We start from the raw sequence: 21,274 nt of genomic DNA on the forward strand, positions 1-21,274 counted from the left end.
CCTGGCGGTCCGGTGCCGGCGAGCCGGTGTCCCGGGTTCGCCGCACCAGCCTGATGGCGAAGCTCTCGCTGACGGCAAAGTGCCCTGCCGCCGCCCGGCAGGAATGGCCCGCCTCGACAAAGTCGGACACCCGCACCCGAAGATCGAGAGAATAGCAGTGACCCATGATCCACCTCCCGTTCCAGCAAGTGAATCACAGATCGCACCAGGCCAAAACCCAGGAGTCGAATTTCCAGTCCGATGCTTTAGGTCGGTAATTCCACTCCGGAAGAAACTTGCCTTCAGCTTGCCCGGATTGGTTTCGGTGCCTCTTCCAAGGGCCCGGAAGATCGAATTGTCGAGCAGAAGTGTGTCGTCCCTGACGTTGAAGTCCAGGATCCGATCAAAAGACGTCCGCGTCACGCGGTCGTCGATGCGGAAGAAGTCCTTGCCAGCCCCCCCGCGGAGATCGTCACGACCGACCCCACCATCAAGCAGATCGTTTCCGCCTAAGCCGAACAACACGTCACGGCCGCTGCCGCCCACGATGGTGTTGGCGGATTCGGAGCCGCCCAGCCGTACGTTCGCATTCGTGTCGGAGATGAGGAACTCCACCTCGGCCGCCGCCGCGAGCGAATAGCTGGTCGAGACGCGCAGCGTGTCGATGCCACCGCCAGCAGCTTCAGTGACCACGTCGAGCGCGTTGTCGACGAAGTAGGTATCGTTGCCGAGACCGCCTGTCATCGTGTCCACGCCGGCACCTCCGTTGAGGATATTGGCGCCGCTGTTGCCGGTGAGCAGGTTGCTTACCGCATTACCGGTGAGGTTGGCGGCACCCGTGCCGCCCGCCGTCGCATTCTCGAGGCCAGCCGCCAGGGTGTAGCTCGCCAGGAACGACACGACCGTATCCACACCGTCACTGTCGACAATCACGTCGCCGGCATTGTCGATCGTATAGGTGTCGTTGCCGGCGCCGCCATCCAGGCGGTCTGCGCCCGCGCCGCCATCGAGGGTGTCGTTGCCCACGCCGCCGACGAGTTCATTGATGCCAGCGTTGCCGATCAGGCTGTTGTTGCCTGCATTGCCAGTGGCGTTGATGTTGGCGGTACCGGTGAGAACGATATTCTCGAGGTTGGCTTGCGTTGCAATGGAATAGGTGATCGACGCCTGGACAGTGTCTGTACCCGCGCCGGCGGCTTCCGTGATCGCATCACCGGCAACATCCACCACATAGGTGTCGTTACCGACGCCGCCAGCCATGTCATCGGCACCGGTGCCGCCGTCGAGGAAGTCATTGCCCTCTCCGCCGACCAGATCGTCACCGCCGCCGCCGCCGAATAGGAAGTCGTTGCCGCTTAAGCCATCCAGAATGTTGGCTTCGCTATTGCCCGTGATCGTATTGTCCAGCGCATTGCCGGTGCCATCGAGCGCCGCACCGAGCAGGACGAGATTTTCGACGAACGCTGCGCCCGCCGTTGTCATGGCGAAGCTCACGGTCGAGCGAACCGTGTCGGTACCGCCATTGGCCAGTTCGGTTACGACATCGCCGGCATCGTCGATGACATAGGTGTCGTTACCAGCACCGCCGGCGAGTGTATCGGCGCCGACGCCGCCGTTCAAGATGTTGTCAAAGGAGTTGCCCGTGATCGTGTTTGCGTCAGCATTACCCAGGACGTTGAATGCTCCATCGGTCTCCGCGAGAGTGAATGTCGTGTCACCAGCGTCCAGGATTACCAGACGGAATTCGTCGTATCTTGTAGGCATTTTGGTATCTCCAAGCCCCTACCGTTACGTATCCCTGAAGCCCCTTATTTGTTATATTGGTACATTCAGGAACTGCTATAACGTGTGAAGATGATCATTGGTTCCATCATCACGTTTCAAAAAAGACTGCGCAATTTAATTACAATAATCTGCATGGCTCAGGCTGGAGAAACCTTCTTTGCCTCTCGCCTCCGGCAACGCTTGTCGTTATGGTGCGGCCACGTTTCGGAGCCCTCTATGTCGTCCAGCCTGACCTTTCCCCGCGCCGCCCTGGTTTGCGGCCTTATTGTTCTCGGCCTCTCCGCCTGTGGCCGCCGTGGCGCGCTTGAGCCGCCTCCGGGCTCGGCCGGGGCGCAGGCACAGCCGGAAGCCGCCGAGCAGTCGACCCTGCCCTCCCCTGTCGGCACGCCGCGCTCGAAACCGTCCCGCGGCTATACGGTGCCCAACAAGCCGTTTATCCTCGATCCGCTGCTCTGATCCTCGTCCTGCCGCGGTTTTTGGCGGCGGACCGGATGCATTTCGCCCAAAATACTAGGCTGCCCGATGCACCATTTTGCCTATCGTGACGGTGTCCTCCATGCGGAGGACACCAGCCTGCGCCGCCTCGCGGACGAGGTGGGAACGCCCTTCTATTGCTATTCCTCCGCCACCTTCGAGCGCCATTACCGCGTCTTCGCTGAGGCCTTCGCGGATACGGATGCGCTCGTCTGCTACGCCATGAAGGCGAATTCGAACCAGGCCGTGCTCAGGACCCTGGGCAATCTCGGGGCGGGCATGGACATCGTCTCCGAGGGAGAGCTGCGCCGGGCGCTGGCCGCCGGCGTTCCCGGAGAGCGGGTGGTATTCTCCGGGGTCGGCAAGACGAAGGCCGAAATGGCCTTCGCCATCGACAGCGGCATCCTCTGCTTCAACGTGGAATCCGAGCCGGAGCTGGAAGCTCTCTCGGAAGTGGCCCTGTCCAAGGGCACTCGCGCCCCGGTCTCGATCCGCATCAATCCGGATGTGGACGCCAAGACCCACAAGAAGATTTCCACCGGCAAGTCCGAGAACAAGTTCGGCATTCCCATCGCCCGCGCCCGCGAGGTCTACGCGCGCGCCGCGTCCCTCAAGGGGATCGCCGTCACCGGCGTCGATATGCATATCGGCAGCCAGATCACGGACCTTTCGCCCTTCGACAATGCCACCGCGCTTCTCGCCGAACTCGCCCGCGACCTCATGGCGGACGGCCACAAGCTCCATCACATCGACCTCGGCGGCGGCCTCGGCGTGCCCTATCGCGAGGATAACGATCCGCCGCCGGACCCGCAGGCCTATGCGGCGATCATCAAGCGCCACACCAAGGATCTCGGCCTCAAGCTGGTCTTCGAGATGGGCCGCCTGATCGCCGGCAATGCGGGCGTTCTCGTCGCCAAGGTCATCTATGTGAAGGAAGGCGCCGACAGGACCTTCGTGATCGTTGATGCGGCCATGAACGACCTGATCCGCCCCACCCTTTACGAGGCGCACCACGATCTTAAAGTGGTCGCGGAGCCCTCTCCCGATGCGCCGCGCATGGTGGCGGACGTGGTCGGCCCGGTCTGCGAGACCGGCGACTATCTGGCCCTGTCCCGCGACATGCCCGCCGTGAAGCCCGGCGACCTCATCGCCTTCATGACCACGGGCGCCTATGGCGCCGTGCAGGCCAACACCTACAACACACGGCCCCTCGTGCCGGAGGTGCTGGTCAAGGGCGCGGATCATGCGGTGGTGCGGCCCCGACCCTCTTACGAGGAACTGATCGGTCTCGACCGCGTCCCCTCCTGGCTCGTTTGAGCGTCTTCCCGGCCCCGTCCTGACAGACATGTGAACTCCGGGAAGGCTCAAAATCCGCCCATAGGCATTCTGTGCCCATTTGACCGCTGGCCATCCGGGTATCCCGTGCTAGCTTTCCCTTGGGGGCGTTAGCACAGATCCGTGCTGCGGAGACTTTTGGCATGAGCGAAGGCCCGAACCCGTCGCCTGCGCAGAGCAACCTGAGCACAAGGTTCGGGAGGCTGGTCACGCATGCGCGCTGGTCCCTCTGGTGGGAGGACGCTTGGCCTCGCCTGTGGCTGCCCTTCGCCATCGTCTTAGCTTTCCTCACCCTGTCCTGGTTCGGCCTCTGGCTCGATGCCTCTCCGCTCTGGCGCGGCATCGGCATCGCCCTTTTCGCGGCTGCCTTCCTGATTTCCCTCTGGCCCCTCGTGCGGCTCCGCATGCCGAGCCGGACCCGCGCTCTCGACCGGCTCGACCGCGATACGGGCCTGACACACGGCCCCGCCCGGGCGCTCGACGATTCCCTGGCGCTGGGCTCGACTGACCCCGGCACACGGGCCCTGTGGTCGCTTCACCGCAGGCGAGCCGAGGAAGCGGTCGGCCGGATGCGCGTCTCCGTGCCCAACCCCGACATGCCGCGCCGGGACCGCTATGCCCTGCGCGCCGCCGGCATTCTCGCCTTGGTGACGAGCGCCTTCGTGGCCGGTCCCGAGATCGGCTCTCGGCTTGCGGCCGCCTTCGACTGGCGCAATGTGCAGGCGGCCGGCCCGTCCTTCCGCATCGACGGATGGATCGACCCGCCGCTCTATACCCGCATGCCGCCGCTCATGATCGATCTCGCCAAGGGCCAGAGCCTGCGCGCGCCGATTCGCTCGACACTGGTGATCCGCATTGCCGGTGAAGGCACGGCGGAAATTTCCCACGGCAAGGGCCTGACGGCGCTGCCGCCCAAGGGCAACCAGCGCGCCGATCTACGCGAGGAGCGCTACACCCTGGATGGCAGCACCGAGCTGACGGTCAAGACCGGGTTCGCCAACAGCGTGACCCTGAATATCGAGGCCATTCCCGACCGCATGCCCGAGATCGCTTTCGCGGGCCCGCCGGAGGTGAATGCGCGCGGCACCTTTACCCTGATGTACAAGGGCAAGGACGATTACGGCATCTCCTCCATCGAGGGCGTTGTCGAGAAGGCGGACGGCAGCAAGGGCCGCTCGCTGGTACCCCCTCCTCCCCTGACGCTCGCCATTCCGAGCCATGAGGAGAACGCGCCCGAAACCCGCTCACCCGTCGATTTGACCAACCATGCCTGGGCCGGGTCACCGGTCACGATCAGGCTCAAGGCCAAGGACGAGGCCGGACAGGAAGCGACAAGCGAGACGATCAATTTCACCCTGCCACAGCGCCCCTTCACCAATCCTCTCGCGAAGGCTCTCGTGGAGCAGCGGCGCAATCTCGTGCTCGCGCCCGACGACCGCAAGCGCGTGCAGGTAGCGCTCGATTCCATTCTGATCGCGCCCGAGGAATTCACGCCGCAATGGGGCGTATTCATGGGCCTTCGCACCGCCGCCGAACGCCTGCGCGTGGCGAAGACGGACGAGAACCTGATCGAAGTCGCCGACTGGATTTGGTCCATGGCGCTTCAGATCGAGGACGGGAATCTTTCCGATGCGGAGCGTGAGCTGCGCGCCGCGCAGGAGCGTCTGAAGGAAGCGATGGAGCGCGGCGCCACGGATGACGAGATCCGCCGCCTCACGAACGAGCTGCGTCAGGCCATGGACAAGTTCTTGCGCGAATTCGCCCAGCGCATGCAGCAGAACCAGCAGCAGAGCCAGGATCAGAACCAGCGCGGTCCCGACCGCATGATCTCGCAGGACGATCTCAACCGCATGCTGCAGCAGATGGAAGACGCCATGCGCCGTGGCGACATGGCGGAGGCCCAGCGCTTTCTCGACCAATTGCGCAACATCCTGGAGAACCTTCAGACCGCACAGCCCAACAGCCGCATGACCGATCCGCTCGGGCGCGAGATGAACCAGGCCATGCGCGATCTCGAAGACATGACGCGCGAGCAGCAGAACCTGCGCGATGAAACCTTCCGCGACGGCCAGAACCGCCGCATGCAGCAAGGCGACCGTCCGCGCCAGGGACAAAGGCAGCAGGGTCAGCGTCAGCAAGGCCAGCGCCAGCCCGGACAACAGGGCGAACAGGGAGATGGCGGAGAGCAGAGCGAGAACGGCACCTCGGACCAGCAGGATCCTTTAGGCCTTCGCCAGCGCCAGCAGGCTCTGCGCGAGCGGCTGCAGGAATTGCAGCGCCGCATGGAAGGCATGGGCATGCAGGGCGAGCGGGGCTTCGGCGAGGCCGAGCAGAACATGCGCGAGGCCGAAGGCGCCCTCGGCCAAGGCCAGGATGGACCCGCCGTCGATGCTCAGGGGCAGGCCCTGGAGAACCTGCGGCGTGGCATGCAGGGCATGGCCCAGCAGATGCAGCAAATGCAGCAGGGCGAGGGCAACGAGCAGGCCGGCGACCAGCCGGGCCAGGGCGAGCCGCAGGGCCAGCAGCAGGCTGGCCAGGACAACCGCGATCCGCTGGGACGCCCCACCCGCAATAGGGGTTATGTGGATAACACCCGCGACGGCGTGCCGAACGTCAATGAATCTCCGGCGCAGCGAGCCCAGCGCATTCTCGAAGAGCTGCGGCGCAAGCTCGGCGATCCGGCGCGCCCACAGGAAGAGCTCGATTATTTCGAGCGGCTGCTGCGCAGAAACTGACATGACGCAGGGGCAGCTATCGGCTGCCCCCTTGCCTCTGCAACGGGTTCAGGCCACGGTCCCGCAACGTTTCGCGTGGAATCACCATGAACAGTTTTGCCGACCTCGTTGTGCCGATTGCCGTTCTGGCCGTCGCTTTTGTGTTGCTTCTCGGACTCATCAACATGCTGCGTGGCGGAAGTGCCAACAGGTCGCAGCATCTCATGCGCCTGCGCGTCCTTCTGCAGTTCATCGCAATTGTGGTGATTATGGCCGTGATCTGGTGGAAAGCGGTTTAGCTTTCCCGCTCTTGACACTTTTTCACCACGGTTTGTATTAAGACAACATTAGCCATGTCGGGGGTAACCTGACGGCATACTCGATTAAGCGATGGATTTATTGATGCGCGTCAGCCAAGCCATGGGCCTGAGCCTCCTCGTTCTCGTGATGGGATCGACGGCTGTTCTGGCTGCTGATGCTCGCAATCAACCCGGCTTTCCGCAGGGCTCGGCCCCGGCGGGTTTTCTCTCCGAATTCCGCTTTGGTCTCTCCGCTGAAGACCCATGGGGCCCGGAAGGGCGCAACGGATCGGCCAATCTGACCGGTGAGATTCTTCTCGCGAAGCCGTTCACCGCATCCGATCTGTTCACGAGCTACTTCATTCCCCGTCCGCATATCGGCGGTAGCCTGAATGTCGATGGCAATACCAGCTTCGCCTATACCGGCCTGACCTGGACGCTCGATCTCACACCGAGCGTGTTCGTGGAGGGCAGCCTTGGCGGCGCCATTCACAATGGTAAGAAACACGTGACCGATTCCTTCTCGGATCGCCAGTCCTTGGGCTGCTCGCCGCTCTTCCGTGAATCGGGATCGGTGGGCGTTCGCCTCTCCGCCAACTGGAGCGTGATGGCCACGGTCGAGCACCTCTCCAATGCCGGCGCCTGCTCCGACAACCGGGGCCTGACCAATATCGGCGCGCGGGTCGGCTACTCCTTCTAAGGCCGGCATCGCCGGAACTCCTGACCCTTAATTCCGGCAGAACGATTTTTTAGCGGCGAATCCTTTCCGTCTCGTCGATAGTATCCTTTCGGAATCCACGAACCTTCAGGCCGGCCATGGTCGTTCTCAATCGAATCTACACGCGCACTGGCGACAAGGGCACCACGGCACTCGCCGCCGGCGGACGCAGGCCTAAGCATGATCTGCGCATCGAGGCCTTCGGCACGGTCGACGAGACCAACGCCTGCATCGGCATGGTCCGCCTGCACACGAAGGACCTCTCCATCGATGTCATGCTGGGCCGCATCCAGAATGATCTCTTCGATCTCGGAGCCGACCTCGCGACCGTCGAGACGGACAAGCCGCTTCCCTATGAGCCCCTGCGCATCACGCAGGGACAGGTGGATCGGCTGGAGCGCGAGATCGACGAGCTCAACGCGGAACTCGCGCCCCTGCGTTCCTTCGTGTTGCCAGGTGGAACGCCCGCCGCTGCGGCCCTGCATCTGGCGCGCACTGTCTGCCGCCGTGCCGAGCGTCTCGCGGTCGCGCTCAACGAGAAACCCGACGAGAAGGTGTCGCCTGAGACGGTGAAGTATCTCAACCGTCTCTCCGACTTCCTCTTCGTGGCCTCCCGCTTCATTAACGACAAGGGCGCGCTCGACGTGCTTTGGGTCCCCGGCCAGAACCGCTGAGGAGCGGAACGCATCATGTTCTTACCGCTTCACGATGGCGTTCCTCTCGAACACATGAAGACGCCGATCGTCGCGCGGTCGCTCATCATCGCCTGCGTTCTCTCCTATCTGTTCTACGCCTATGGCCCCTATGGTGAGGATGTGATGGTAGGCGGGCTCGGCATGATCCCTTCGGTGCTCATCGGCACGGAGATCCTGCCCGAAGGCTATCCCTTCGTGCCCGTGTGGCTGACGCCTCTCACCAATATTTTCCTGCACGGCTCCTGGTTTCACCTCATCGGCAACATGCTGTTCCTGTGGGTGTTCGGAGACAATGTGGAAGATGCAATGGGTCACCTGCGCTTCCTCGTGTTCTTCCTGCTCTGCGGCGTTGTTGCGAGCCTCACGCATACGCTCGTCGCCTTCTACGCCGCTGGTGCGAACCTGCCGGATCTCTTTATCTTCCCGACGCCTCATCGTCCCCTGATCGGCGCATCCGGCGGCGTGTCGGGTGTGGTTGCGGCCTATCTCATTCTCTATCCCCGCGTGCGGATCTGGGCCTTGTTCCTCGGGGGCATTCCTCTGCGCCTTCCCGCCTATTGGGCCATCGGCTTCTGGTTCGTGCTGCAATTCGCCTCCGCCTTTTTCGGCGGCGATGATGGCGTCGGCTGGTTCGCGCATCTTGGCGGCTTCATCGCGGGCGCTATTCTCTCCCCCATCATGCGACACCGCTACGATCCAGTTTTGGCCCGCGCCGCGGCCCAGGAAATGCAGGCGCCGCGTTGACAATCGGGACCCGGCAGCTACGGTCCCATCCGTCTTTTTCCTATCTGTCCGGAGAGCCTGCCGTGGGCCATACCCGGATCTGACCGTCAATGAGGACAGACGAATGAAGCTTCTTGTGTGCGTGAAGCGGGTTGTGGACTACAACGTGAAGATCCGGGTGAAGCCGGATGGGTCGGGCGTCGAGCTCGCCAACGTCAAGATGTCCATGAACCCCTTCGACGAGATCGCCGTGGAAGAGGCCGTGCGCCTCAAGGAACAGGGCAAGGCCACCGAGATCGTGGCCGTCTCCATCGGCCCGCAACAGGCCGGTGAGACCATCCGCACCGCGCTGGCCATGGGCGCCGACCGCGGCATCCTGGTCAAGACCGACGCGACCGTCGAGCCRCTCGCAGTCGCCAAGATCCTCAAGGGCGTGATCGAACAGGAGAAGCCCGATCTCGTGATCCTGGGCAAGCAGGCCATCGACGACGACGCCAACCAGACCGGCCAGATGCTCGCAGCCCTCCTCGGCTGGCCGCAGGGCACGTTCGCGTTCAAGGTCAATGTCGGCGAGGGCTCGGTCGATGTGACCCGTGAGGTCGATGGCGGGTTGCAGACGGTGGGGCTGAAGCTGCCGGCCATCGTCACCACGGATCTGCGCCTCAACGAGCCGCGCTATGCGAGCTTGCCCAACATCATGAAGGCCAAGAAGAAGCCGCTCGGCGAGACCTCGCCCGAGACGCTGGGCGTTGACGTGAGCCCGCGCCTGAAGGTGCTCAAGACGACCGAGCCCGGCGGACGCAAGGCTGGCGTGAAGGTGGGCTCGGTGGCCGAGCTCGTGCAAAAGCTTAAAGTCGAAGCCGGCGTGCTCTAAGGGAGAAGACCGACCATGACCACTCTTCTGATCGCCGAGCACGACAACGCTCACCTGAAGGACGCCACCCACAAGGCGCTCTCCGCGGCCAAGGCGCTCGGTGCGCCGGTGCATGTGCTGGTCGCCGGCGTGAACGCCAAGGCTGCTGCCGAGGCTGCAGCGAAGCTCGAGGGTGTGGAGAAGGTGCTGCTGGCCGAGGGGGCTGCTTACGAGCACCAACTCGCCGAGCCCGCCGCCGCCCTGATCGTATCGCTGGCAGGCTCTTACGATGCCCTGGTCGCGCCCTCGACCTCGAACGGCAAGAACATCATGCCGCGCGTTGCCGCGCTCTTGGATGTGATGCAGGTCTCCGACATTACCAAGGTGGTGTCGCCCGATACCTTCGAGCGGCCGATCTATGCCGGCAACGCCATCCAGACCGTGCAGGCGACCGACGCCAAGAAGGTCATCACGGTTCGTACTGCTGCCTTCCCGGCGGCGGGCGAGGGCGGCTCGGCTCCCATTGAGGCTGTCAGCCCTGCTGACGATACGGGCGTGTCAACGTTCAAGGGCGAGGAGATTGCCCAGAACGACCGGCCCGAGCTGACCTCGGCGCGGATCATCATCTCGGGCGGTCGCTCGCTCGGCTCGGCCGAGAACTTCAAGCAGTACATCGAGCCGATCGCCGATAAGCTCGGCGCGGCCATGGGCGCGAGCCGTGCTGCGGTGGATGCGGGCTATGCGCCGAACGACTGGCAGGTCGGCCAGACCGGCAAGGTGGTGGCGCCGGATCTCTACATCGCGGTGGGGATTTCCGGGGCGATCCAGCATCTGGCGGGCATGAAGGACTCGAAGGTGATCGTGGCGATCAACAAGGACGAGGAGGCGCCGATCTTCCAGGTGGCCGATTACGGCCTCGTCGGCGATCTCTTCCAACTCCTGCCTCAGCTCCAACAGGAGTTGACCAAATAGGCCCAATGAGGTCAGGAATAGAAGAATGAAGACAATCCGGGCGGGATAGCCTGCCCGGATGTTTTGAGCATGGATGCAGGCGGCAGAAACAGATGGGTATTGAGATCAAAACCGTTGGCGTGATCGGCGCGGGACAGATGGGCAGCGGGATTGCTCATGTGTGCTCCCTCGGAGGCCTCAACGTCAGGCTTCACGATCTCTCGGAGGACCGCATCAATGCGGGCCTCGCCACCATCAACGGCAACATGGCCCGCCAGCTCTCGAAGGGCGCCATCTCCGATGCCGAGCGTCAGGGCGCTCTCGATCGCATCAAGCCGGCGCGCACCTACGACGACCTCTCGACCTGCGATCTCGTGATCGAGGCAGCGACCGAGAACGAAGAGGTGAAGCGCAAGATCTTCTCCAATCTCTGCCCGTCCCTGCGCCCAGACGCGATGGTTGCCACCAACACGTCATCGATCTCGATCACGCGCCTTGCAGCCTCCACGGATCGTCCTGAGAAGTTCATCGGCATCCATTTCATGAATCCGGTGCCGGTGATGCAGCTCGTCGAGCTGATCCGCGGCATCGCCACGGACGATCCCACTTACGAATCCGCCAAGGAGTTCATCGCCAAACTCGGCAAGATCTCCACCGTCTCGGAAGACTTCCCGGCCTTCATCGTCAACCGCATCCTGCTGCCGATGATCAACGAGGCGATCTATACGCTCTATGAAGGCGTGGGCTCGGTCGAGGCCATCGACACGGCCATGCGGCTCGGCGCGAATCATCCCATGGGCCCGCTCCAGCTCGCCGATTTCATCGGCCTGGATACCTGCCTGTCCATCATGCAGGTGCTCTACGAGGGGCTGGCCGATTCCAAGTACCGCCCCTGCCCGCTCCTGGTGAAATACGTCGAGGCCGGCTGGCTCGGCCGCAAGACCAAGCGCGGCTTCTACGATTATCGCGGCGAACACCCGGTTCCGACCCGCTGATCTTCCGTTAAGTCAATCGGCTTGGCTGCAAATTTCCGGTGGGTGCGTCACAAACGTCGTGCCCGCCAACTTCACAACAGCGTCACAACCCCTATAGTCTAATCAGACGGGACTAACTCTTCTCATCCACGAGGAGGTGATGTGACGATACACGTCCAACCTGTTGTGCGACCCGAGGCCTGTCCGGCTCTCGTTCTCAATGCCGATTACCGGCCTTTGAGCTATTACCCCTTGTCCATCTGGTGTTGGCAGGATGCGATCAAGGCGGTCTTTCTCGACCGGGTCAACATCGTTTCCGAATACGACAAGGTCGTGCGAAGTCCGAGCTTCGAAGTCCGCCTTCCCTCGGTGATATCTCTCAAGACCTACGTCCAGCCGTCACGGCATCCAGCCTTCACCCGCTTTAACGTCTTCCTGCGCGACCGTTTCAGCTGCCAATATTGCGGCACCCGCGAGGATCTGACCTTCGACCACGTCGTTCCCCGCTCCAAGGGCGGCCAGACCACCTGGGAAAACGTCGTCGCCGCCTGCGCTCCCTGCAATCTGAGAAAAGGCGATAAGATGCCCCGCGAGGTGGAGATGTGGCCCCGCCAGCATCCCTTCGCCCCCACGGTCCACGACCTGCATTCCAATGGCCGGCTCTTCCCGCCCAATTACCTGCACGAGAGCTGGATGGACTATCTCTACTGGGACAGCGAGCTGGAGCCGTAAGGTTTAAGACCCGAACCGGAAGCCTTTGCCCGCGGCGGCCTTCGCCGCGAACGCTGCCAGCGCAAGGGAAATCAGCACGTTCCACCCTGCGAGCGACAGCCCCAGGAAGCGCCATGCGGCCTCTGTGCAGCTGACGACCCGCGTAGTCTGCAGCTGGTTCAGAAAATCGCCCACATTCCCGGCTCCCGCCCCTGACCCGCCGCCACAATCGCTTGGACCGGCGAAGAAGCCCCATTCCACGCCCGAGTGGTAAGCGCCCAGGCCCGTGCTGACCAGGAAGACCAGGGCCAGGAGCCACAGCCCTGCCCGGCCCCAGCGCGGTGGCAGCAGGGCTGCCACGATGCCGAGCGGGATGGCGATGTAATAAGGATTGCGCTGCATCAGGCAGAGCTTGCAGGGCACGTAGCCGAACACATGCTCGAAGATCAGCGCGCCGCCGACAGTGGCTGCGGCACCGAGCGCGACGGCCAGGGCCGCCTGGCGGATGGAGAGGCTGAGGCGCATCGCCTGTCCCTCTTAAAACATGAACTTGAAGGCCACGAAGCCGCCGACGATGGCAATGATAGCCCCGGCCGCGACCAGATTGAAATTATTGTCGATGATGGACTTGATGCGGGGTCCGAACCGGCTCATCAGCAGCGCCACCAGGAAGAAGCGCGCGCCACGGGTAATGGCCGAGAGCAGAATGAACCAGCCGATGTGATAGCCCGCGAAGCCGGAGGTGATAGTCACGAGCTTGTAGGGGATGGGCGTCAGGCCCTTGAGCAGGATGACCCAGTGTCCGTATTCCGCATAGGCGTGCCGGAACGTATCCGCGCCGTCCGTGAGGCCGTAGAGCTGGAACAGCCAGGCCCCGATGGAATCATAGAGCGCCAAGCCGATCACATAGCCGAGGATACCACCTAGGACAGAGGAGATCGTGCAGATCAGGGCATAGGACCAAGCCTTGTCCGGCCGCGCCAGCATCATGGGCACGAGCATCACGTCCGGTGGCACCGGAAAGAAGGAACTTTCCGCGAAGGAGACCAGCGCCAGCGCGTAAGGAGCAGACGGACGGGCCGCGAGGGAAAGGGTCCAGTCGTAAAGGCGTCTTAGCATGGGATCCCGGGAGGATGGCAATTGGAACAGGGCCCTAAGGCCCGCCCCTTTGAGCACAAGCCGTTACGAAAGGCGAGAGGCAAGCCTTATTGCCCTGCTTCACATGTCCCTGATTGACCGTGCCGGATTCCTCATGTTACTCCGCAGGTCCTTGCCCCTGTGGCGGAATTGGTAGACGCGCTCGACTCAAAATCGAGTTCCGCAAGGAGTGCTGGTTCGATCCCGGCCAGGGGCACCACATTGTTTTTATTCGTGAATTTGGCTTCGCTCGTCGAAGCCATTTTCATGTTCGGAGGGCTGTGTCGGCACCACGTCTGCACGGCAATTGAAATAGAGCTCGAATGGCCTCACCAGGCGTTAGAGAGAGAACCGCCTCCGCAGCCCCCGGTGGGCTGGTCTGACTGGGTTGCACGTGCTGCTCGCGCTCGCCCGACGGCTGCGCTAACATGGGACACGAGCGTAGAATTTGGGTAGGGCTTTGGAAGGAAAGTTGCTCCAGGAGGAAGGGAGCCTGCCTGCGGCCACTCACGCCCTGACGTAACAATAATTTCTACGAGGGGCCATGCATCATGAACCTGACGCGCCAACTCGTAGCCATTCGCTCCTGGTGGCATCTCCACATCTGTCACTAGCACGTCCACTGCCAGATTGGCTCTCAGCACGGTCAGGGCTTCTTCAGCGTTGGCAGCCTCGATGACGTGCAACTGTGTATCCGACAGAAGTTCGGCCACGAATAATCGCACAAGCGGCTCATCCTCTGCCAGCAGAACCACGCCTGAATGCTGGCTATTGTTCACAGAGCGACGCCTAGTTGAGAGGAGAAGCGGAAAGCAAAACGCGGCAGTTTATATGCTGTCCCGCTTTCGGAAGCAAACAATGCATCACTGTGAGCTAGATTAGGATCAGGAGAACCTGACGCACAGCCGCACGTTGTCCGCGTATTGTACTGGTATGGAGTTGGAATGAGTGCTGCATCCGTCACCGTGCTCCCACGCCGCACACCTCCCACTATCCTTGTTGTTGAAGATGATGTCCTTGCCCGATGCCTTATCAGTGATGAATTGCGGATCCAAGGCTATAAGGTTTTAGAGGCGAGCACGGCCGATGATGCATTGAGTGTACTTGAAGCAATCAGGGTCGATCTTCTGTTTGCCGATATACACCTCCCTGGGCAGAGAAACGGACTGGATGTCGCCCGCATCGTGCATCAGCGCCAATGGCCAACACAGGTTGTCCTTACATCCGGCAGGGAGAGCACCTCAACAGTACCAGAACTGGATAGTCTTGGCATTTTCATTTGCAAGCCGTACCTATTATCGCACGTTCTTGAGGTTGTGAGTCACTGCCTCAACTGGCCTGAAATGCCTCTCCGGTGAGACGTGGAACTTTGCTGAAAGCTCGACGGTTAGCTCAGCATGAGCACTGCATCGACACCTTCAGCCCATAAAGCAACCACTCCGTCTCAGACGATACTTGTTGTTGAGGATGAGGTGCTGATCCGACTCGTGATTGCAGATTATTTGCGAGGGTGCGGCTATCGAATTTACGAAGCCGTGAATGCAGCTGAAGCGATAGAGATACTTCAATCTCGTGAAGTGCCCATCGATATTGTATTCAGCGACGTCGAGATGCCAGGTACGACGGACGGCTTCGAGTTGGCACGCTGGATCAGAGCCCACAAGCCCGGTGTCCAGGTTCTCTTGACCTCTAGCATTGAGCGTTCTGCGGATATTGCCGCATCCCTTTGCGAGGAAGGGCCACTGCTCAGGAAGCCGTATCCAACACAGGCGGTTGTGGATCAGATCAAACAGCTCATCGCCAGGGCTGAACGCGGCATATTCAAAAAGGCATAATATTCTACCTTGCGAACTTGGCGACGACGCCGGTCCCTTTTTAACAGCCAAGGGATGGCCATCTTCACCAGCGCTAAGGCCACTTGGAAGTAATACCCCTGTCGAAATACGAAGAGGCGCTGAGATGGAAGCGCGCGATYTTCGCAGRATTCACSCCRTAAAGGTATGTKTRAACATACGGGAYGACGARCGCGCCGGGGCGMACYAAYACGTTGGAAAASGCTATGCGGTCCGTCGCCCRKTCTTCCGRMAGRTCGCCTTCCCAGARACCGCCWGTGATYTGSGCAAGCTCAGCTTTCGTCCARAGCATCGCCATCCCCCTGTCCGCCGGTCGGATGTCCGGAAGGATTAAAAGGAAAACCGTCCTTATCAGGGTAAGCTGCAGCCATACCCTTTAAGAGTTAGCTGGCCCTCTTGGAGTTGCCTGGCCGGCTTGAAGCCCGCAAATAACCTTGCGCCACTTTTGGGCTACTACCTTTGCGCCTTTGCCAAATCGGGGGCCTTTTGTGCAAATAGCGGGGTGTGCCGATCACTTATTCGAGGTCACGAGCAGAAAAATCTGCCGTAATTTCAGGCGCATGCGAACGAAACAATATCTGACAAAACATGTCAGGGGCAAATAATCATGAAGCAACAGATCGAGTTTATTGCTCGTGCTCTCTATGAGGCCGAGGACGATGCTATGGCTTGGGAAGCCGAGCCTGAAATTCTTAAGGAAGAGTTCCGTCACTACGCTCGCGCCGCCCTGGCGCTTCTGGCCACCGAGGAGCAGCAATCCACGGGAAAGGCCGAGCTTAGAAAATTCCCCTACGCAGCTTGAAGACACGTCAGCCGCCGGATCTAGAACCGGCTGCGCAGCGCGACGCTCAACAAGACATCTGTGGCATCGTCAGATGCCGCGGATGTCGAGCCTTCGCGGCTGCTTCAGGCCTTCGAGCTTTGCGGCGCGAGGAAGCTGAAGGCTGAGACGACCTTCTCGTAAACATCGCGCTTGAACGGGATGATCAGTTCCGGCAGCCGGTGCATGTCGTCCCAACGCCATTCGTCGAATTCCGGCTTGTGGTGGCCGCCGCCCGGCTTGCTGATGTTGATCTCGCTCTCGTCGCCCTCGAAGCGGAACGCGAACCATTTCTGCGTCTGTCCGCGATAGCGCCCGCGCCAGGCTCGGCCGGCGACCATCGAGGGGAGATCGTAGGAATACCAATCCGGCGCCTCGGCCAGCAGGCTCACGCTGCGAACGCTGGTTTCCTCGTAAAGCTCACGCACGGCCGCCTGATACGGGTCCTCGCCCGGATCGATTCCGCCTTGCGGCATCTGCCAGGCATAGCCGTCCGTAACCTGATCGTGGGAGTCGGAGGAATGGCGCCGGCCGACGAATACCTGACCGTTGCGGTTCAGAAGCATCACGCCGACACAATATCGGTATGGGAGGTCTTTTCTGCCTTGCGAGCCCTTATCGCTCCTCATCCGATCGTCACTCCCTTCCATCTGCAGGAACCGTTCCCTGCCAGTCTTTTATTCAGCGCCGGCATTCATCGATGGTTCCAAAGCTTTCGTCAGCGCATCGTGCAGTCCGCCGAGACGATGCGCAGCTCTTAAACTTGAGCATCGGATCGATCCAAAAAGTGCAAATCCACTTTTGGGTCCGAGGCTCTAGAGTGCAGCTTTGCGGGACTCGGCACAAGCTTTTCCACGCACTTGTCAAAGCCTGAATGGAAAAGGCCCGGCGATGGAATCGCCGGGCCTCGATCTTCGCGTTGATGCAGACAGGCGGTCTTAGTTCGCTGTCGGCGTCGTGGTGTTGGCAGCGCCCTTGCGCACGCCGTGCAACAGGTCATAAGCCGCGAGCAGCTGCTTGTCCTTGGTCGGATCCGGCGGAACGTAAGCGGAGGAACCGCCGCGCTCTTCCTTATCGCCGCCGTTCTGCAGGTGACCGCGCAGACCCGCTTCACCCTTGGTCTCGTCCTTGCCCTTCAACTCGTCCGGGATGTCCTGCAACACCTCGACGTCCGGATCGATGCCCTTGGCCTGGATAGAGCGGCCGGACGGGGTGTAGTAGCGCGCCGTGGTCAGACGGACCGCGCCGTTGCCGCCGAGCGGGATGATGGTCTGCACGGATCCCTTGCCGAAGGAGCGGGTGCCGAGCACCGTCGCGCGCTTGTGATCCTGCAGGGCGCCGGCCACGATCTCGGATGCCGAGGCCGAGCCGCCGTTGACGAGCACCACGAGCGGCTTGCCCTTGGCGAGGTCGCCGGTCTTGGCGCTGAAGCGCTGGGTATCCTCGGCATTGCGGCTGCGGGTCGAGACGATCTCGCCACGGTCGAGGAAGGCGTCGGAGACCATGATGGCCTGATCGAGCAGACCGCCCGGGTTGTTGCGCAGGTCGATCACGAAGCCGGACACCTTGTCGGCGCCGATATCGGTGGTGAGCTTGTCGATGCTCGTGCGCAGGTTTTCATAGGTCTGCTCGTTGAACTGGGTCACGCGCAGAACGCCGACATCACCCTCGACTCGGGCGCGGACGGGGCGGACCTTGATGGTCTCGCGGGTCAGCTTCACCTCGATCGGGTCCTTGGCTTCCTTGCGCTGGATCCTCAGGGTCACCGAGGAATTGACCGGGCCGCGCATCTTATCGACCGCTTGGTTCAGGTTGAGGCCCTGGACCGCTTCGTTGTCGATATGCGTGATGACGTCATTGGCCAGGACGCCGGCGCGGGAGGCGGGCGTCTCGTCGATGGGAGTAACCACCTTCACGAGGCCGTCTTCCATGGTGACCTCGATGCCGAGGCCGCCGAATTCACCGCGGGTCTGCACCTGCATGTCCCGGAAGCTCTTGGCGTCCATGTAGCTGGAATGCGGGTCAAGGGAGGTCAGCATGCCATTGATGGCCGATTCGACGAGCTTGGACTCCTCGGGCTTTTCGACATAATCCGTTCGGACCTTTTCGAAGACATCTCCGAAAAGGCTCAGCTGCCGGTACGTGTCGGCGGACGCTGCAACAGCGCCCGAGGTCATCAGGCTCGTCTGCGACACCATGGTCGCGCCGCCTGCGCCAAGAGCCGCACCGAGAATCAAAAGAGATAGTTTGCGCATTATCCGCGAACCTTTTCGCTTTGCGATTTCGCCCACCAGGGACCTGGGTCGATCGAACCGCCGTCTTTCCTGAACTCAACATAGAGGACGGGGTTGTTCTTTTCTATGGCAGAGCCGGTCAAACTCATGAGAGGTGTATCCMCCATGGTTGCAACAGGCTCACCAGCGAGCACGAATTGCCCGACATCGACGTTGATTTGGTCCATACCGGCCAGAAGGACATAGTATCCTCCCCCGGCGTTGATGATCAAGAGTCGACCGTAAGATCGGAAGGGGCCCGCAAAAGCGACCCAGCCGTCCGCAGGTGATACAACAGCCGCCTTGGAGCGGGTGGTGATCGAAATGCCGCGCGTCGTTCCGCCATAGCCATCGGCGGCCCCGAACTCCAGGGCCGTATCGCCGCTCACGGGCCTCGGCAGGAGGCCTCGCGCCTCTGCGAAGGGAATCTTGGGAGCAAGCCGCGCCGGATCACGGAAGGCAGCCTGAGCGAAGCGCTCCTTGGCTTCGCGCTCCTGGGCCTCCGCAGCTTTGCGCGCTTCCTCGGCGGCGCGTTTCGCGCCCGAAAGCTCGGCCTCCATGCGGTCGATCAACTCTTTGAGAGTTCCGGCTTGGCGGGCAAGCGCGGCGGCCTTGTCCCGTTCAGCGCCCATGCTGCGCTCGACCTCGGTGATGCGGCTTTGGCGGGCCTCCATAAGGGCCGAGAGCCTCTGCTGTTCCCCGTTGAGAGCCACCAGTTCGGTATTGAGGGTCAGGCGGTCCGTGGCGATGGCTTCCTTCAGGCGCACCAGCTCGGCCAGATCGGTGGCCAGGATTTCCGCTTCCACCCGAAGTTCGGGCAGGACCGCCCCCAGCATGATCGAGGCTCGCACCGCCTCCAGCATATCCTCGGGCCGCACCAGCACGGCAGGGGGCGGACGGCGGCCCATGCGCTGAAGGGCGGCGAAGACCTCGACGATCACCCCTCTGCGGCCTTCCAGGGAGCGGCGGATGGCCGCCTCGGAGGCGGTCAGGGTCTGGAGCCGCTGCTCTAGGCCACGAATACGGTCCTCGGTATTTCGTACACGGCTTGCGGTCTCGATCAGAGTCGCGTTCAGCTTGGCCCTGTCGGCCTTGATGTCTTCGATTTCGGATTCGAGGCGTTTCTGGGCCGCCACATTGGCGTTCATCGCCTCTTCCAAGACCTTGAGGTCGTTCTGGCGCTTTTCGCGCTCGGCCGCCGTCTCGGGCACAGCCTGGGCCGGTCCCGCACCCGGCGCAGGAGCCTGCTGGGCAACTGCCGAGCCCGCCAGCATGGCCGTCAGGCTCAGGGCGAGGCTCAAGGCCTTAAGAGGTGGAAAATCTCTCAAAAGAATCATTCGGTCAGGAATCATCGTGGCCGGCCCGATGATAAGGGTGACCGGCGATGATTGTCAGCGCCCGATAGAGCTGCTCGGCCACAAGGGCCCTGACGATCTGGTGCGGCATAGTGAGCGCACCGAAGGAAACCACCATTTCCGCGCGCTGGCGGATCTTGGGATCGAGGCCGTCCGGCCCGCCGATCACACAGGCGACGCCTGGGCGGCCTTCATCCCGCCATTGCCTGATTCGCTCCGCGAAAGCCTCGCTCGAGGGGCTCTTGCCGCGCTCATCGAACACGATCAGGACCGATGCTCCGGCCTTGTCCAGCAAAGCCGCAGCCTCCTCCGCCCGCCGGTCATCGTCCCGGCGCGCCCGGCTCTCCGGCAGCTCGACAATGTCGAGCCCCGCCAAGCCCATGGCCCGGCCCATGCCGTCGACCCGCTGCCTGTAGCGTTCGACCAGCTCCCGTTCGGGGCCGCTTTTAAGACGGCCCACGGCCAGCAAGCTCAGTCGCAACGATTCAGGCCTTAATCAGCTCGCGCGGTCTTGCGGGCGGTCGGCGCCCCACATCTTCTCGAGGTTGTAGAAGCCACGCACCTCGGGACGGAAAATGTGGACCAGAATGTCGCCGGCGTCGATCAGCACCCAATCGCATGCGGGCAGGCCTTCCACGCGCGCGTTGCCGAACCCCTTTTCCTTGAGGTCCTTGACCAAACGGTCGGCAATCGCGCCCACGTGGCGGTGGGAACGGCCCGAAGTGACGATCATGGTATCTGCTAGCGAGGTCTTGCCGGTCAGGTCGATCTCGACCGTGTTCTCGGCCTTCATATCCTCGAGAGAAGCCAGGGCGGCGGCCCGGATATCCTCATCATGCGGAGCAGCCGCTCCGGAGAGAGGGGGAAGCGTGTTCGTATCCGCTTCGAGGGGGTTTAGTCGATTCAGGTTCAAGCCCTTTCTAAACAGCGCCTGGGTCTGCGCCGTCCGTCTAAGATAAGATCGAACGGCCCCATTTTTCAACGTCCACTTGCGAGAGAAGTTCGTCGCATATGGCGTAGCATTGTGGATGACAGGTGGGAACGCGGCCCATGCAGAAAAATCCAGGCCGGCGGCTTCATTCCCGCCAAAGCCGATGCTCTCCCCTCGTCCACACGATAGGCTGCGAGCGTGGCGGCACTGCGCGAGCGGGTGGCCTTCAGGGTCCAGCCAGGACGGTCGATTACGGCCATCGGCATCATCCGGGCGATACGCCGCCAGCCGCGCCAGCGGTGGAAGCCGGCCAAGTTGTCGGCCCCCATGATCCAGACGAAGCGAACGCCCGGATAGCGCCGCTTCAAAAATGCCAGGGTATCGACCGTATAGCGCGCTTCGATCTCCTCCTCGAAGGCGGTGACATCGATGCGCGGGTGATCAGCCAGCTCCTTCGCCTCTGCCATCCTCATGGCCGTGGAGGCAAGCTCCCCCGTATCCTTCAGCGGATTGCCGGGGGTAACGATCCACCAGATCCGGTCAAGCCCTAAGCGCTTCAGGGCCATGAGGCTCACATGCCGATGTCCGGCATGAGGAGGGTTGAAGGAACCTCCATACAGCCCGATCCGCATGCCGGGCGCGACTGAGGGCAGCCGTACCAAGCCTGAGGGCATGAGACGAAAACGCGAGGGGG

At 62.1% G+C, this 21,274-nt stretch carries 24 protein-coding genes, 1 tRNA gene and 1 pseudogene; 15 read left to right on the top strand and 11 right to left on the bottom strand.

Annotated elements, in window-relative coordinates:
- Together ACXJKO_RS16340 and ACXJKO_RS16345 are read right to left on the bottom strand one after the other, a co-directional pair.
- The coding region (locus ACXJKO_RS16340; RefSeq protein ID WP_457092173.1) for an IS630 transposase-related protein at positions 1-166 on the bottom strand (166 nt) is incomplete at its 3' end.
- 290 nt (positions 167-456) lie between these two features.
- Positions 457-1,743, bottom strand: a pseudogene (locus ACXJKO_RS16345) (calcium-binding protein); the annotation flags it as partial.
- A gap of 237 nt (positions 1,744-1,980) precedes the next feature.
- Between ACXJKO_RS16345 and lptM the strand changes: the two are divergent.
- The 11 genes from lptM (at position 1,981) to ACXJKO_RS16400 (ending at position 12,232) form a co-directional block, all read left to right on the top strand.
- The gene (gene lptM, locus ACXJKO_RS16350; protein WP_457092145.1) at positions 1,981-2,220 is read left to right on the top strand and encodes an LPS translocon maturation chaperone LptM; all 240 of its coding nucleotides are present in this window, start codon (positions 1,981-1,983) and stop codon (positions 2,218-2,220) included.
- Positions 2,221-2,286: 66 nt separating this feature from the next.
- Positions 2,287-3,555 (top strand): diaminopimelate decarboxylase, encoded by a 1,269-nt coding sequence (gene lysA, locus ACXJKO_RS16355; protein ID WP_457092146.1) that lies wholly within the window; start codon positions 2,287-2,289, stop codon positions 3,553-3,555.
- Between the two features lie 161 nt (positions 3,556-3,716).
- A complete protein-coding gene (locus tag ACXJKO_RS16360; protein ID WP_457092147.1) occupies positions 3,717-6,308 on the top strand; it encodes a TIGR02302 family protein in 2,592 nt (863 codons plus the stop codon).
- A gap of 86 nt (positions 6,309-6,394) precedes the next feature.
- Positions 6,395-6,586 (top strand): twin transmembrane helix small protein, encoded by a 192-nt coding sequence (locus ACXJKO_RS16365; protein ID WP_457092148.1) that lies wholly within the window; start codon positions 6,395-6,397, stop codon positions 6,584-6,586.
- A gap of 103 nt (positions 6,587-6,689) precedes the next feature.
- A complete protein-coding gene (locus tag ACXJKO_RS16370; protein WP_457092149.1) occupies positions 6,690-7,286 on the top strand; it encodes an acyloxyacyl hydrolase in 597 nt (198 codons plus the stop codon).
- Positions 7,287-7,402: 116 nt separating this feature from the next.
- Complete coding sequence (locus ACXJKO_RS16375) at positions 7,403-7,978, top strand: cob(I)yrinic acid a,c-diamide adenosyltransferase (protein WP_457092150.1); 576 nt, start codon at positions 7,403-7,405, stop codon at positions 7,976-7,978.
- Positions 7,979-7,993: 15 nt separating this feature from the next.
- Positions 7,994-8,743, top strand: coding sequence for a rhomboid family intramembrane serine protease (locus ACXJKO_RS16380; protein WP_457092151.1), 750 nt, complete (start codon positions 7,994-7,996; stop codon positions 8,741-8,743).
- Positions 8,744-8,846: 103 nt separating this feature from the next.
- The gene (locus ACXJKO_RS16385) at positions 8,847-9,596 is read left to right on the top strand and encodes an electron transfer flavoprotein subunit beta/FixA family protein (RefSeq protein WP_457092152.1); all 750 of its coding nucleotides are present in this window, start codon (positions 8,847-8,849) and stop codon (positions 9,594-9,596) included.
- A gap of 15 nt (positions 9,597-9,611) precedes the next feature.
- Entirely contained in the window at positions 9,612-10,547 is a 936-nt protein-coding gene (locus ACXJKO_RS16390; RefSeq protein WP_457092153.1) for an electron transfer flavoprotein subunit alpha/FixB family protein, read from the top strand.
- A 92-nt stretch (positions 10,548-10,639) separates the two neighbouring features.
- Positions 10,640-11,521 (top strand): 3-hydroxybutyryl-CoA dehydrogenase, encoded by an 882-nt coding sequence (locus tag ACXJKO_RS16395; RefSeq protein ID WP_457092154.1) that lies wholly within the window; start codon positions 10,640-10,642, stop codon positions 11,519-11,521.
- A gap of 141 nt (positions 11,522-11,662) precedes the next feature.
- On the top strand, positions 11,663-12,232 hold the full coding sequence (locus tag ACXJKO_RS16400) for an HNH endonuclease (protein ID WP_457092155.1): 570 nt from the start codon (positions 11,663-11,665) through the stop codon (positions 12,230-12,232).
- Positions 12,233-12,235: 3 nt separating this feature from the next.
- On the opposite strand, the gene ACXJKO_RS16405 is transcribed toward ACXJKO_RS16400, so the two are convergent.
- Together ACXJKO_RS16405 and ACXJKO_RS16410 are read right to left on the bottom strand one after the other, a co-directional pair.
- Complete coding sequence (locus ACXJKO_RS16405; protein ID WP_457092156.1) at positions 12,236-12,736, bottom strand: disulfide bond formation protein B; 501 nt, start codon at positions 12,734-12,736, stop codon at positions 12,236-12,238.
- Positions 12,737-12,748: 12 nt separating this feature from the next.
- Entirely contained in the window at positions 12,749-13,330 is a 582-nt protein-coding gene (locus tag ACXJKO_RS16410) for a YqaA family protein (RefSeq protein ID WP_457092157.1), read from the bottom strand.
- Positions 13,331-13,483: 153 nt separating this feature from the next.
- On the opposite strand from ACXJKO_RS16410, the gene ACXJKO_RS16415 reads away from it, so the two are divergent.
- Positions 13,484-13,568: transfer RNA gene (locus ACXJKO_RS16415), tRNA-Leu, on the top strand.
- A 109-nt stretch (positions 13,569-13,677) separates the two neighbouring features.
- Here the strand turns inward: ACXJKO_RS16415 and ACXJKO_RS16420 are convergent.
- A complete protein-coding gene (locus ACXJKO_RS16420; RefSeq protein WP_457092158.1) occupies positions 13,678-14,127 on the bottom strand; it encodes a response regulator in 450 nt (149 codons plus the stop codon).
- A gap of 165 nt (positions 14,128-14,292) precedes the next feature.
- Between ACXJKO_RS16420 and ACXJKO_RS16425 the strand changes: the two genes are divergently transcribed.
- From ACXJKO_RS16425 to ACXJKO_RS16435, 3 genes are all read left to right on the top strand, one after another.
- A complete protein-coding gene (locus ACXJKO_RS16425) occupies positions 14,293-14,706 on the top strand; it encodes a response regulator (protein ID WP_457092159.1) in 414 nt (137 codons plus the stop codon).
- 39 nt (positions 14,707-14,745) lie between these two features.
- Complete coding sequence (locus ACXJKO_RS16430) at positions 14,746-15,183, top strand: response regulator (protein ID WP_457092160.1); 438 nt, start codon at positions 14,746-14,748, stop codon at positions 15,181-15,183.
- A gap of 625 nt (positions 15,184-15,808) precedes the next feature.
- Positions 15,809-16,003: a hypothetical protein gene (locus ACXJKO_RS16435; RefSeq protein WP_457092161.1), complete on the top strand. Its 195-nt coding sequence runs from the start codon at positions 15,809-15,811 to the stop codon at positions 16,001-16,003.
- Between the two features lie 104 nt (positions 16,004-16,107).
- On the opposite strand, the gene ACXJKO_RS16440 is transcribed toward ACXJKO_RS16435, so the two are convergent.
- The 6 genes from ACXJKO_RS16440 to ACXJKO_RS16465 all read right to left on the bottom strand — a co-directional run bounded on the left by ACXJKO_RS16440 (position 16,108) and on the right by ACXJKO_RS16465 (position 21,254).
- Positions 16,108-16,650, bottom strand: coding sequence for an RNA pyrophosphohydrolase (locus ACXJKO_RS16440; protein ID WP_457092162.1), 543 nt, complete (start codon positions 16,648-16,650; stop codon positions 16,108-16,110).
- A gap of 309 nt (positions 16,651-16,959) precedes the next feature.
- Positions 16,960-18,276 carry a S41 family peptidase gene (locus tag ACXJKO_RS16445; RefSeq protein ID WP_457092163.1) on the bottom strand — a complete coding sequence of 439 codons (1,317 nt, stop codon included), beginning with the start codon at positions 18,274-18,276 and terminating at the stop codon, positions 16,960-16,962.
- On the bottom strand, positions 18,276-19,631 hold the full coding sequence (locus tag ACXJKO_RS16450; RefSeq protein WP_457092164.1) for a murein hydrolase activator EnvC family protein: 1,356 nt from the start codon (positions 19,629-19,631) through the stop codon (positions 18,276-18,278). Before ACXJKO_RS16450 ends, ACXJKO_RS16445 begins: the two co-directional genes overlap by 1 nt.
- A 4-nt stretch (positions 19,632-19,635) precedes the next feature.
- Positions 19,636-20,130 (bottom strand): 23S rRNA (pseudouridine(1915)-N(3))-methyltransferase RlmH, encoded by a 495-nt coding sequence (gene rlmH, locus ACXJKO_RS16455; protein WP_457092165.1) that lies wholly within the window; start codon positions 20,128-20,130, stop codon positions 19,636-19,638.
- A 15-nt stretch (positions 20,131-20,145) separates the two neighbouring features.
- Complete coding sequence (rsfS, locus tag ACXJKO_RS16460; RefSeq protein WP_457092174.1) at positions 20,146-20,475, bottom strand: ribosome silencing factor; 330 nt, start codon at positions 20,473-20,475, stop codon at positions 20,146-20,148.
- Positions 20,476-20,627: 152 nt separating this feature from the next.
- Positions 20,628-21,254: a nicotinate-nucleotide adenylyltransferase gene (locus ACXJKO_RS16465; RefSeq protein ID WP_457092175.1), complete on the bottom strand. Its 627-nt coding sequence runs from the start codon at positions 21,252-21,254 to the stop codon at positions 20,628-20,630.
- Between the last annotated feature and the right edge of the window lie 20 nt (positions 21,255-21,274).

It is taken from the genome of Microvirga sp. P5_D2, assembly GCF_054049475.1.

What these genes read in the sequence shown, in the direction of transcription:
- ACXJKO_RS16435 (WP_457092161.1), top strand. Translation starts at nt 15,809, where the DNA reads ATGAAGCAACAGATCGAGTTTATTGCTCGTGCTCTCTATGAGGCCGAG.
- ACXJKO_RS16380 (WP_457092151.1), top strand. Translation starts at nt 7,994, where the DNA reads ATGTTCTTACCGCTTCACGATGGCGTTCCTCTCGAACACATGAAGACG.
- ACXJKO_RS16360 (WP_457092147.1), top strand. Translation starts at nt 3,717, where the DNA reads ATGAGCGAAGGCCCGAACCCGTCGCCTGCGCAGAGCAACCTGAGCACA.
- ACXJKO_RS16395 (WP_457092154.1), top strand. Translation starts at nt 10,640, where the DNA reads ATGGGTATTGAGATCAAAACCGTTGGCGTGATCGGCGCGGGACAGATG.
- ACXJKO_RS16375 (WP_457092150.1), top strand. Translation starts at nt 7,403, where the DNA reads ATGGTCGTTCTCAATCGAATCTACACGCGCACTGGCGACAAGGGCACC.
- ACXJKO_RS16370 (WP_457092149.1), top strand. Translation starts at nt 6,690, where the DNA reads ATGCGCGTCAGCCAAGCCATGGGCCTGAGCCTCCTCGTTCTCGTGATG.
- ACXJKO_RS16430 (WP_457092160.1), top strand. Translation starts at nt 14,746, where the DNA reads ATGAGCACTGCATCGACACCTTCAGCCCATAAAGCAACCACTCCGTCT.
- ACXJKO_RS16365 (WP_457092148.1), top strand. Translation starts at nt 6,395, where the DNA reads ATGAACAGTTTTGCCGACCTCGTTGTGCCGATTGCCGTTCTGGCCGTC.
- ACXJKO_RS16440 (WP_457092162.1), bottom strand. Translation starts at nt 16,650, where the DNA reads ATGAGGAGCGATAAGGGCTCGCAAGGCAGAAAAGACCTCCCATACCGA.
- ACXJKO_RS16445 (WP_457092163.1), bottom strand. Translation starts at nt 18,276, where the DNA reads ATGCGCAAACTATCTCTTTTGATTCTCGGTGCGGCTCTTGGCGCAGGC.
- ACXJKO_RS16465 (WP_457092175.1), bottom strand. Translation starts at nt 21,254, where the DNA reads ATGCCCTCAGGCTTGGTACGGCTGCCCTCAGTCGCGCCCGGCATGCGG.
- ACXJKO_RS16405 (WP_457092156.1), bottom strand. Translation starts at nt 12,736, where the DNA reads ATGCGCCTCAGCCTCTCCATCCGCCAGGCGGCCCTGGCCGTCGCGCTC.
- ACXJKO_RS16390 (WP_457092153.1), top strand. Translation starts at nt 9,612, where the DNA reads ATGACCACTCTTCTGATCGCCGAGCACGACAACGCTCACCTGAAGGAC.
- lysA (WP_457092146.1), top strand. Translation starts at nt 2,287, where the DNA reads ATGCACCATTTTGCCTATCGTGACGGTGTCCTCCATGCGGAGGACACC.
- ACXJKO_RS16410 (WP_457092157.1), bottom strand. Translation starts at nt 13,330, where the DNA reads ATGCTAAGACGCCTTTACGACTGGACCCTTTCCCTCGCGGCCCGTCCG.
- ACXJKO_RS16425 (WP_457092159.1), top strand. Translation starts at nt 14,293, where the DNA reads ATGAGTGCTGCATCCGTCACCGTGCTCCCACGCCGCACACCTCCCACT.
- lptM (WP_457092145.1), top strand. Translation starts at nt 1,981, where the DNA reads ATGTCGTCCAGCCTGACCTTTCCCCGCGCCGCCCTGGTTTGCGGCCTT.